General features: G+C 61.9%; 8 protein-coding genes. 6 read left to right on the top strand and 2 right to left on the bottom strand.

The features are described 5' to 3' along the window. The first annotated feature begins 329 nt into the window (after positions 1 to 329). The 6 genes from ligD to FF80_RS17295 all read left to right on the top strand — a co-directional run bounded on the left by ligD (position 330) and on the right by FF80_RS17295 (position 6816). Positions 330 to 2753 (top strand): DNA ligase D, encoded by a 2424-nt coding sequence (gene ligD / locus FF80_RS17320; RefSeq protein WP_035102748.1) that lies wholly within the window; start codon positions 330 to 332, stop codon positions 2751 to 2753. 41 nt (positions 2754 to 2794) lie between these two features. Next, positions 2795 to 3697: a Ku protein gene (locus FF80_RS17315; protein WP_035102747.1), complete on the top strand. Its 903-nt coding sequence runs from the start codon at positions 2795 to 2797 to the stop codon at positions 3695 to 3697. A 6-nt stretch (positions 3698 to 3703) separates the two neighbouring features. After that, positions 3704 to 4780 (top strand): tetratricopeptide repeat protein, encoded by a 1077-nt coding sequence (locus FF80_RS17310; RefSeq protein ID WP_035102744.1) that lies wholly within the window; start codon positions 3704 to 3706, stop codon positions 4778 to 4780. Beyond that, entirely contained in the window at positions 4781 to 5425 is a 645-nt protein-coding gene (locus FF80_RS17305; RefSeq protein ID WP_035102742.1) for an alpha/beta fold hydrolase, read from the top strand. It begins immediately after the preceding gene. Further along, positions 5422 to 6195: an exodeoxyribonuclease III gene (xth, locus tag FF80_RS17300; RefSeq protein WP_035102740.1), complete on the top strand. Its 774-nt coding sequence runs from the start codon at positions 5422 to 5424 to the stop codon at positions 6193 to 6195. The genes FF80_RS17305 and xth overlap by 4 nt, the downstream gene beginning before the upstream one ends. Before the next feature lie 144 nt (positions 6196 to 6339). Next, a complete protein-coding gene (locus FF80_RS17295; RefSeq protein ID WP_035102738.1) occupies positions 6340 to 6816 on the top strand; it encodes a YccF family protein in 477 nt (158 codons plus the stop codon). Positions 6817 to 6899: 83 nt separating this feature from the next. Here FF80_RS17295 and FF80_RS17290 read toward each other — a convergent pair whose 3' ends face one another. Further along, complete coding sequence (locus FF80_RS17290; RefSeq protein WP_035102736.1) at positions 6900 to 7298, bottom strand: VOC family protein; 399 nt, start codon at positions 7296 to 7298, stop codon at positions 6900 to 6902. Continuing rightward, positions 7298 to 10753, bottom strand: coding sequence for a DNA polymerase III subunit alpha (gene dnaE / locus FF80_RS17285; RefSeq protein WP_035102734.1), 3456 nt, complete (start codon positions 10751 to 10753; stop codon positions 7298 to 7300). The genes FF80_RS17290 and dnaE overlap by 1 nt, the downstream gene beginning before the upstream one ends. Positions 10754 to 10949: the final 196 nt, after the last annotated feature.

Here is a 10949-nt window from a genome sequence, read left to right as displayed (position 1 = left end):
CTATACCCCCATCCCCGCCAGTTACGCGGCCCCGACGCAGGGCCGGGTGGGGAGACCGTGGGATGGGGGCGCCTGTCCAGTGGGGTTGGAAACTCGGCAGCCGGACCTGCAAGAATGGTACCGCCTGAACCGGACCCTGCATAAAAAGCGGATCGTGACGGGCGGCCTTTGGCCCACTCTATCTGTTTCGGAAGGTCCAATGGCCGCCCGTTACCGTATAACCGCGACGCCTCAGGGCCGGGCGGCATTTTCGGCTGTCCGTCCGGCTAATACTAGCGGACTGTCAACATTGCGCTGGCATTTGGCCCGCTGGCGTGTAGCTTTTCCGCATGGGCAGCGAACTCCAGACCTATCGGAAAAAACGCGATTTCTCCAAAACGCCGGAGCCATCCGGCACGGTCAGCGACACGGGCAATCGCTTCGTCGTGCACAAGCATTCTGCCACTGCCGACCATTATGATCTGCGGCTCGAGCTCGATGGCGTACTCAAAAGCTGGGCGGTGCCCAAGGGCCCTTCCCTGAACCCCGCCGACAAACGGCTCGCGGCGGCGACGGAGGATCACCCGCTCGACTATATCGACTTCGAAGGCGTGATCCCCGAAGGGGAATATGGCGGCGGGCCGATGATCGTGTGGGACACAGGTGTCTGGGCGCCGATGGGCGATCCGCATGCTGATCTCGAAAAGGGCAGTTTCAAGTTCCGCCTGGCGGGCGAAAAGCTGAATGGCGGCTGGATGCTGACCCGCCTCAAGGGCAAGCCGGAGGACAAGGGGCGCGACAATTGGCTGCTGTTCAAGGAACGCGATCCGGCCATGGATACCGAGGTCGATATCCTCACAGCCCGCCCGGAAAGCGTCAAAACCGGCCGCCGCATCGAAGAGCTGGTGGCGTCCCCTGCCCCGGCAAAGCGTAACAAACCTGTTCCCGGTAAACTGCCCAATGCGATCAAGGCGCCAATGCCGGACAAGATCGATTTGCAACTGGCCAGTCCCGCTGCCGCGCCGCCCAAGGACACGGATTGGCTGCACGAAATCAAGTTCGATGGCTATCGCACCCTGGCCTTTATCGAGGCTGGCAAGACCCGCCTGATCACCCGCGGCGGCCTCGATTGGACGCGCCGCTATGGCGACCTGCCCAAGGCGTTTGCGGCGCTCGATTGCAAGCAAGCCATTATCGATGGCGAAATCGTCGTGCTGGACGATCAGGGCATCAGCCGCTTCGGCAAATTGCAGGATGCGCTATCGGAGGGCGTGGGCAACAAGCTGGTCTTTTACGCCTTCGACCTGCTCTACCTCGATGGCTGGGATTTACGGGCCGCCCCGCTGACCAAGCGCAAGGCCCTGCTGGCGCAATTGCTGGCCGGCCATATCAACGCCCGCTCCGCGCTGCATTACAGCGACCATATGGAGGGGGATGGTGGCCCGCTATACGATCTGGCCTCTGAAAGGGGCCTCGAAGGCATCGTCTCCAAACGGCGCAATAGCCCCTATCTCGGCGGTCGCTCCTCCAGCTGGCTCAAGATCAAGGCGCTGCTGACTGGAGACTTCGTCATTGCCGGCTATAGCGATAGCGAGAAGGCCGGCGGCATCGGCGCCCTGGGCATGGCCGAATGGGTCGATGGCGAGCTGCACTATCGCGGCAAGGTCGGCACCGGCTTTGACACCACCACCATGCGCGCCCTGCTCAAGCGGCTCGAGCCGATGCGCATCCCCGGCAAGCTGGACGGCGCCCCGCCCGAAATCATGCCGGTGCGCCCCACCCTCACCGCCCGCATCCAATACGCCGTTATCACCACTGACGGCCTGCTGCGGCACGCCACGTTCAAAGGCCTGCGCGAGGCGGAACTGACGACGCCAGCCACCGCGCCACGTAAGCGCATTATTTCGGACGCCGACCTGGCCGGTATCTGGGTCACCAATCCGACGCGGCGGCTGTTCGGCAAGTCCGGCCCAACCAAGCTCGACATCGCGGTTTATTACGCCGCCGTCGGCGATTACATGCTGCCGCATCTGTTCAACCGGCCGGTCTCGCTGTTCCGCTGCCCCAGCGGCAGCACCAAGGATTGTTTCTTCCAGCGCCACGCCTTCACCGGCATGCCATCGACCATAAAGGTTTTCGAGACCAAGAATTCCGACGACGAGACGCGGACTTATATCTCGGTCGAAGACGCCAAGGGCTATCTCGCACTGGCCCAATTCGGCGTGGTGGAATTCCACGTCTGGGGCACCCATGAAAGCCATCTCGACAGGCCTGACCGGGTGATTTTCGACCTCGACCCCGGCGAGGGCGTGGAATGGCGCGACGTGGTCAATGCCGCCGTGCATCTGCGCGGCGAACTTGAGCGCATGGGGCTGGTCCCCTTCGTCAAAACCTCGGGCGGACGGGGCGTCCATATCGTCGTACCCATCACGCAAAAACTGGGCTGGAAACAGGTGCATCAGGCCAGCTCCGCCATTGCCAGCCGCCTTGCCGCAGCCGGCCGCGATACCTTCGTCACCCAGATGGGCGCGGACAATCGCAAGGGCCGGATTTTCATCGATTTCTACCGCAATGCGCGTAGCGCCACAGCTGTTGCTGCCTATTCGCTGCGGGCAAGGCCCCATTTGCCAGCATCGACACCAATTGATTGGCGCGATCTGGAGTCCATCGACTCTCCGGTCGACCTCAATTATTCTTCGCTTCCGGGTCTGTTAACCACATCAGGCGACCCCTGGGCCGAAATTAACGAGTCCGCACGGGATTTGCCGTCATGATTTCTTGTGGTGAGGAAGTCATTCGCGCGTAGGAGGCGAAGATGGCCGCGAGAGCAAGTTGGAAGGGCCAGTTGCGACTGAGCCTGGTGAGCTGTCAGGTGAAGCTGTTTCCGGCAACCAGTGCCTCGGAACGCATCAGCTTCAATCAGTTGCACAAGGAAACCCATAACCGCATCAATATGAAAGCGGTGGACCCCGAACTGGGCCTGGTCGAGCGGAGCGACCTGGTGCGCGGCTATGAATACGAGCCCAAGCAATACATCATCATCGATGATGCCGATATCGACGCGGTCCGCATCGAATCCAACCACACCATGAATATCGAGGCCTTTGTCGATGCCGGCGAGGTGGATGTGCTCTATCAGGACACGCCCTATTACCTGGCGCCCGACGGGGCCATGGCCGAGGAAACTTTCGTGGTGCTGCGCGAAGCCCTGCGCAAAAGCGGCAAGGTGGCCATTGCCCGGCTGGTGCTGACCAGCCGCGAGCGCGTGGTGACCATCGGCGCCCGCGAAACCGGCATGTTCGTCACCACATTGCGCAACCCCAATGAGGTTCGCGGCACGGCCGAATATTTCGACAACATCCCGGTCGGCAATCCTGATCCCGAAATGCTCGACCTGGCGCAAAAGTTGATCGAGCAGAAGGTCACCACCTTCAATCCCAAGGATTATGAGGATCGCTACGAGCAGGCGCTGATGGCCATGATCCGCGAGAAGCTCAAGGGCCACAATCCGATCATTGCGGCAGCGCCCGAACGCGGTAATGTCATCAACCTGATGGATGCCCTCAAGGCCAGTCTTGGCGAGGCCAAGCCGGCTGCAAAGAGTAAGCCCAAGGCTGCCCCCGCCGCTAAGGAATCCCCGGTCAAAGCCTCGCTGAAGGCAGCGCTGGAAGCCTCCAAGGGCGCAGCACCCAAGGCGGCATCGAAGAAAAAGGCATAAACGCGCATGGATTTGAGCGGGGAGAGCTTTGGCGTCATCGGCGCCCTGCAGGCCTTCCCGCTCCGGCTGGCCGCCAGGCGCGTCGCAAGCCATGGCGGGCGGCTGCACCGCAATGTCACCCGCGCCACGACGTGTGTGGTTTTCGGCCGGACGCTGCTGGCCCGGCATGACGAAGCCGAGATCGAGCGCCGGGTACGGGCAGTGCCCGCTGCTGCCAGAACCCTGAGCGAAAACGGCTTTCTGCGCCTGCTCGGCTCCCTGCCCCCGGTTCCGTCTGCCAATATAACGAGGCATTCCATTCTCGACCAATCGGGCCTGGCCGGACCCATTTTTGACCTGCTCGCTTTGTTCGATGCCTTCGAGCATCCCGCCGAACCCTTCTCGTTTCGTGATGTCATTCTTGCGAAGAAATATGCCGGCCTGCTGGCGAGCGGCGCGGTCTGGAGCGCTGTGGCGCGTTCCATCCATCAGATCGGCCCGGTCGGCTCGCTCACCGCGCTGACGCTGCATTCGAGCGGCGCCGAAAAGATCGTCACCCAGGACGCCCATTCCTTCTCCGAACTCGATGGCCAGCGCCTGCTCGCCCTGCCTGAGGGCGAGGACGAGGCCGAGGATTATTTCGGCCTCGCCGAAACCGCCGAGGCAGGGGGTCTCCTGGCAGAAGCCGCCACGCTCTATGCCCATTGTTCGGCCATCGACCCCAGCGACGCCACCGCCGCCTTCAACCTGGGCAATTGCCTGCGCGCCCTCAACCAGCCCGATGAGGCGGCCCTGGCCTATGCCACCGCCCTCAAGCGCGATCCCGGCTTCGTCGAGGCCTGGTTCAACTATGGCGGCCTGCTGCGTGATGCTGGCAAGCTCAAACCTGCCCGCCAACACCTGGCGCGTGCCGTCGAGCTGGACCCGAGCTATGCCGACGCGGTCTATAATCTGGCGGCCATTGCCTATGACACGGACGATCTTGCGGCAGCCCGGCACTATTGGCGCCGCTATCTCGAGCTCGACGCCACTTCGGACTGGGCCAAGCGCGCCCGCGCCGGCATTGCAGTGGCGGACCAACATTTACGGAAATCGGCAGGCTAGATGACAACGGATTTTCTTTTTGACGGCCCCGAAGACGCCCGCATCACGCTGCTACTGGCCCATGGCGCCGGAGCGCCGATGGATTCCCCCTGGATGGCGAACGCGGCACGGCTATTGGCGGCCAAAGGGCTGCGCGTTGCCCGTTTCGAATTTGGCTATATGGCCGGCCGGCGCACCGAAGCAGGCAGCAAGCCGCCGCCACGCGCGGAAAAGGTCATGCCCGAATTCATCGCGGCCGTGGACGATCTGGGCCCCACCAATGGCCCGCTGATCATCGGCGGCAAATCCATGGGTGGGCGAGTGGCCAGCATGGTGGCCGATCCGCTGTTTGCTGCCAAGCGGATCGCCGGGCTGCTGTGCCTCGGCTATCCCTTCCACCCGCCGGCCAAGCCGGACCAGCTCCGCACCAAGCATCTGATCGCTTTGCAGACGCCGGCGCTGATCGTCCAGGGTACGCGCGATCCATTCGGAGTGCCCGACGAAGTCGCCACCTATGGGCTGCCCGCCAATATCGAGGTGAAATTCCTTGAAGATGGCGACCATGACCTCAAGCCGCGCAAGGCGATATCGGGCTTTTCCGCCGCCGACCACATGAACACCATGGTCGAGACGATCGAGGCCTGGATCGGGCGGATCACGCCCTGAAAATCGCCACCTACAACATCAACGGCATCAATACGCGCCTGGCAAATCTCATGGATTGGCTGGCCGAGGCGGCGCCGGATGTGGTGTGCCTGCAGGAACTCAAGGCCAATGAACGGCAGTTTCCAGCGGGAGCACTGGCCGATGCCGGTTATGGCTCGGTGTGGCACGGGGAGACCGCCTGGAACGGCGTCGCCATCCTCGCTAAAGGCGTTGAACCGGTGCTGACGCGGACCGGCCTGCCCGGCAATGAGGATGACAAGCAGGCGCGCTATATCGAAGCGGCCGTCAACGGAGTCATCGTGACCTCGCTCTACGCGCCCAATGGCAATCCGCGGCCCGGACCGAAATTTGCCTATAAGCTGGCCTGGACCGAGCGGTTGCTTGCCCACGCTGCCGAGCTGTTTGCCACCGGCCTGCCTGTGGTGCTGGCAGGCGACTATAATATCGTGCCTGCGCCGCGCGATATCTACGAAACCACATCCTATCGCGACAATGCCCTCGTGCAGCCGGAAAGCCGGGCGCTGTTTGCAAGGCTCATCGAACAAGGCTGGACGGACGCTATCCGCAAGATCCATCCGGACGAAACGATATACACATTCTGGGACTATATGCGGAACCGCTGGCCCCGCAATGCCGGCCTGCGGCTCGACCATTTGCTGGTGAGCAAGCCATTGGTGCGCAAGCTGGTGGATGCGGATGTGGATCGCGATGTCCGTGGCGCCGAGCATGCCAGCGACCATGCGCCGGTGTGGATTGAGCTGGGGGACTGATGCATTGTGAAGGGGGGATGCGCCCGATCCTCGAAAATACACCGCCACCACTCCACTTCACAACAAATCCGATGAATGCCGTTTCATGAAATCAATTCTCTGAATAAAAGAGTTGAGCGTCGAAGATGACGCGTGGGGCTGAATATGCGATTTGCAGGAAACGTTATCTGGTTTGTCTTGGGCGGGTGGTATACCGCGCTGCTATGGCTGCTTGGGGCAGCCGTATTCGCACTATCGATCATTGGTATCCCGCTGACTATCGCGGCGCTACAGATGGCTCAGCTTTCCGCATGGCCATTCGGCAAGGATGTTGTTCACATCAGAGAGCTTGACGGCAAGGGCTTGAGTGCAACCACAGCGGTTACCGGCACCGTGGGCCTTATTGTCAACGTGATCTGGGCCTGCACATTCGGCTTCTTGCTTTTCCTGGCGTATCTTGTAGCCGGCGTTTTGTGCTGCCTCACGTTGATAGGCATCCCGTTCGGCCTGCAATCATTCAAGCTCGCCGGCATATCGTTGTGGCCAGTTGGCCGGCGCGTCGTGCCATCCGAATTGGCCAATTTGGCTCGAAACGAAAACGCACGTACAAAACTGGCGAAGTACCGTGGAGCGTCGGCGTAAACGTCGCCCGCAGAGGTGAGGCCAGAATGGCCGCCTTCCTCTCCGCCGAGCCTGGGCGCCTCGCCGGCCCTCGTAAATCCTAGCTAAAACAGCGCACTACAGACGGAAGGGGCACTACTGATGCACCGCTTCAAGCCTGTGCCCTCCGGATCGACAACGAAGGCCGCATAATAACGCGCGCCATAGTGCGGCCGCAGGCCCGGTGTGCCGGCGTCCATGCCGCCATGGGCCAAGGCTGCGGCGTGGAAGCGATCCACTCCGGCTCTGTCTGGCGCCTCGAACGCCAGATGAAATCCCTCGCCGGGTGGCGAGGCCCCTGCTCGCTCGAAAATATTGAGCTTCTCTCCGCCACCGGCGCTGCCATAGCCCAGGCCGTCCTCGCCGGTCCAAAGCCGCACATATCCCAGCGCGGCAAGCACGGCGTCATAGAATATGGCGGTTCGTACCAGGTCGCGCACACCGAGCGAGACATGCCCAAGCATCAGTGGAACCGCACATCCGTCACGCCATCAAGCGCCTTGATGCCGCCGGCTACTTCTGCCGTCAGCCGATAGCTCCCGGGCAGTTCGATCTCGTATTCGCGCGCACCGCCGTCACGGATTACCACGAAATTGACCGAGCCTTCCCCGCCCCGCTTGAGCTGGCTGCTGATCGGGCCCAGCGCCTTGGCGTCGGCGGCAAACACGGTCAGCCGCCGGTCGACCTTTTCGGCAATGCCGTCAATCGCTTCGGCCGATAGCAGTCGCACGCTGATCCCCTCGGCGCGCTCGTCCGCGCCCACCATAAGGATCACCGACTTGCCTGGCTGCAAGAGACTGCCGAATTCGTTGATCTGCTCGGAAAAGGCGATACATTCGTAGCTGCCGCTTTGATCCGACAGGGTCAGGATCATCATCGGCGTGCCCTTGCGCGTACGCCGGTCCTGCCGCGCGGCAATGGTCCCGGCCAGCCGGCCGGCCGACGCGCCATCCTTCACTGCCCGCTCGAAATCGCTCCAGCGCTGCACCCGCATCCGCTCGAACAGATCCGAATAAGCATCCAGCGGATGCGCCGACAGATGGAAGCCGATGGCCGCCAATTCGCGGTCAGCGCGCTCGGTCGTGGTCCAGGCCGGCACCCCGGCCGGCAGCTTGAACGGCTCCGGCTCGCCGGTGTCGAACATGTTCCACTGCCCCTCATTGCGCTCGCTCGCCAATGCCTGGGCCGTGCCGATCACCGTTTCGATGGCGGCAAAAGCCAGTTCGCGCCGCGGCGCCAATTCATCGAACGCCCCCGCGCTGACCAGCGTTTCCAGCGTCCGCTTGTTCATCATACGCGGATCGACGCGCCGCGCGAAATCACCCAAGTCTTTGAAGGGCTTATCGCCGCGCACTTCCACGATGTGCTCTGCCACCTGCCGGCCCACACCCTTGACGGCGCAGAGCCCATAAAGAACCGTCTTGTCCTTGACCGAGAACAGGACGTCCGACTTGTTGACGCAAGGCGGCACGATCTCGATGCCCTTCTTGCCCGCCTCGCGGCGGAACTCGGAGAGTTTGTCAGTATTGCCCATGTCGAGCGTCATCGAGGCCGCAAAGAACTCATGCGGATGATGCGCCTTGAGATAGGCGGTCTGGTAACTCACCAGCGCATAGGTCGCCGCGTGGCTCTTGTTGAAGCCGTAATTGGCAAACTTGGCGAGCAGGTCGAAAATGGTATCGGCCAGGTTCTTGGTCAGCCCGAACTTGATCGCGCCGTCGCGGAAACGCTCGCGCTGCGCATCCATTTCCGCCTTGATCTTCTTGCCCATGGCGCGGCGCAGCATATCGGCTTCGCCCAACGAATAGCCCGAGAGCAACTGGGCGATCTGCATCACCTGCTCCTGGTAAACGATGATGCCATAGGTTTCGTCGAGCACCGATTTCAGCGCATCATGGGGATACTCAATCTCCTCGTCACCGCGCTTGCGAGCGCAGAACAGGGGAATATTGTCCATCGGACCGGGGCGGTAGAGCGCCACCAGAGCGATGATATCCTCGAAACGGTCGGGCTTCATATCGACCAGCGCGCGCCGCATACCGCCGCCTTCCACCTGGAAGACGCCGAACGTATCCCCGCTTTGGTAGAGCTTGTAGGTCGGCTCGTCGTCGATCGAGATATCCTCGATCCGGAGGCTGCCGCCGTCCTGGTTGACCATGTTGACGGCATATTGGATCGTGGTCAGCGTCTTGAGGCCAAGAAAGTCGAACTTGACCAGCCCCGCCGCCTCGCTCCATTTCATATTATATTGGCAAACCGGCATATCAGAGCGCGGATCGCGATAGAGCGGGGCCAGATCCTGCAAGGGCCGGTCGCCGATAATGATGCCGGCCGCGTGGGTCGAAGCGTGCCGGAACAGCCCTTCCAGGTTCTTGGCGATGGCCACCAATTCGCCCACAGTCTCGTCATCCTCGACCATGCGGCGGAACTGGGATTCCTCATTCATCGTCCGTTCGATCGACCACGGATCGGTCGGATTGGCCGGCACCAGCTTGCACAGCCGGTCCACCTGCCCATAGGGCATTTGCAGCACACGCCCCACATCGCGCAGCACGGCGCGCGCCTGTAGCGTTCCGAAGGTGATGATCTGCGACACCTGCTCAAAGCCGTATTTGCTCTGCACATAGCGGATCACCTCTTCGCGGCGGTCCTGGCAGAAGTCGATATCAAAGTCCGGCATCGACACGCGTTCCGGATTGAGGAAGCGTTCGAACAGCAAATTGTAGCGCAGCGGATCGAGGTCCGTGATAGTGGTTGCATAGGCTACCAGCGAGCCCGCACCCGAGCCTCGGCCCGGTCCCACCGGAATACCCTGAGATTTTGCCCAGCGGATAAAATCAGCCACAATAAGGAAATAGCCGGGAAATTTCATCGACTGGATGATGTTGAGCTCGAATTCCAGCCGATCGCGATATTCCTGCTCGGTCTTGGTCGGGTCGATCACCCCGGTCTTGAACCGGCTTTCCAGCCCGCTTACCGCCATCTCACGCAAAGCCTGCGCCTCGGCGGCCACCGCCTCGTCCTCGCTCAAATCGGGCGCAGCCGCGAATTTGGGCAGGATCGGCTTGCGCTTGAGCGGCCGATAGGCAATACGCCGGGCGATCTCGACCGTCGAATCCAGCGCTTCGGGCAAATCCGAGAACAGCGCCACCATCTCGGCCCGCGTCTTGAAATAATATTGGTCGTTGAGCTTGCGCCGCTCGGTCTGTGCAATCACCGTGCCCCCGGCAATCGCGAGCAAGGCATCATGCGCCTCGGCCTCAGCAATCGATTTGAAAAAGGGCTCATTAGTCGCTACCAGCGGAATGCCCTTGCGATAGGCATAGTCCACTAGCCGCGGCTCGACGGCGGCCTCCTGGGGGCGGCCGTGCCGCTGCAATTCGATATAGAAACGATCCCCGAACAGCGCGGCCAGCCGGTCAAGCCGGCGCGTGGCATTGGCGTCCTGCCCCTGGGCGAAGGCCATATCGATCGCTCCTTCGGGACCACCACTGAGGCAGATCAGGCCTTCCAGCCCTTCCCGGCTGAGCCAGTCGAGCCGCGCCGTAGCCGCGCCGCCTTCACCATCGAGATAGGCGCGCGATACCAGGCGGGAGAGATTTTCAAACCCCAATTCGGTCTGCGCCATCAACACGACGCTGGATTTGCCCGACCAGGCCACATGGCCGCGCTCGCTGACGCGCTCCTCGCTGGCGGCAAAGTCGATTGGCAGTTCCACCCCGATCAGCGGCTGAATGCCCTTGCCGCTGGCCTTTTCCGAAAATTCCAGCGCCCCGAACAGGTTGCTCGTGTCTGAAATGCCCAAAGCGGGCTGATTGTCCGCCTTGGCCAGCTTGAGAATCGTGTCCAGCTGCAATGCGCCTTCCAGCAGCGAATAGGCAGAATGGACGTGAAGATGGATGAAGCCGGGGCCGCTCATGAATGCTCTCCTAGCCTGCCTTTGTGACAGGCCGCGGCGGAACGCGAAACCGTTTGGCGCCGCAATCCACAGGGCAGCGTCACACGAGTCGGGTCAGCACATCCATCCAGGTTAGCGAGCCGATAGTGAAGGCCCCGAGCGTAACGAATGCGGCGAAGTCCTTGATGAAAGTGAGCATCTGCATCTCCCGTGTTGC

This window comes from Devosia sp. LC5, from assembly GCF_000735585.1.
Lineage (GTDB): Bacteria > Pseudomonadota > Alphaproteobacteria > Rhizobiales > Devosiaceae > Devosia.
The sequence above is the reverse complement of the archived record's forward strand: the minus strand, read 5'-3'. Positions and strand labels throughout refer to the sequence as shown.

Bases quoted from the DNA above. Each gene is read 5' to 3' on its own strand.
- ligD (WP_035102748.1), top strand. From the start codon at position 330: ATGGGCAGCGAACTCCAGACCTATCGGAAAAAACGCGATTTCTCCAAA.
- FF80_RS17315 (WP_035102747.1), top strand. From the start codon at position 2,795: ATGGCCGCGAGAGCAAGTTGGAAGGGCCAGTTGCGACTGAGCCTGGTG.
- FF80_RS17310 (WP_035102744.1), top strand. From the start codon at position 3,704: ATGGATTTGAGCGGGGAGAGCTTTGGCGTCATCGGCGCCCTGCAGGCC.
- FF80_RS17305 (WP_035102742.1), top strand. From the start codon at position 4,781: ATGACAACGGATTTTCTTTTTGACGGCCCCGAAGACGCCCGCATCACG.
- FF80_RS17295 (WP_035102738.1), top strand. From the start codon at position 6,340: ATGCGATTTGCAGGAAACGTTATCTGGTTTGTCTTGGGCGGGTGGTAT.
- FF80_RS17290 (WP_035102736.1), bottom strand. From the start codon at position 7,298: ATGCTTGGGCATGTCTCGCTCGGTGTGCGCGACCTGGTACGAACCGCC.
- dnaE (WP_035102734.1), bottom strand. From the start codon at position 10,753: ATGAGCGGCCCCGGCTTCATCCATCTTCACGTCCATTCTGCCTATTCG.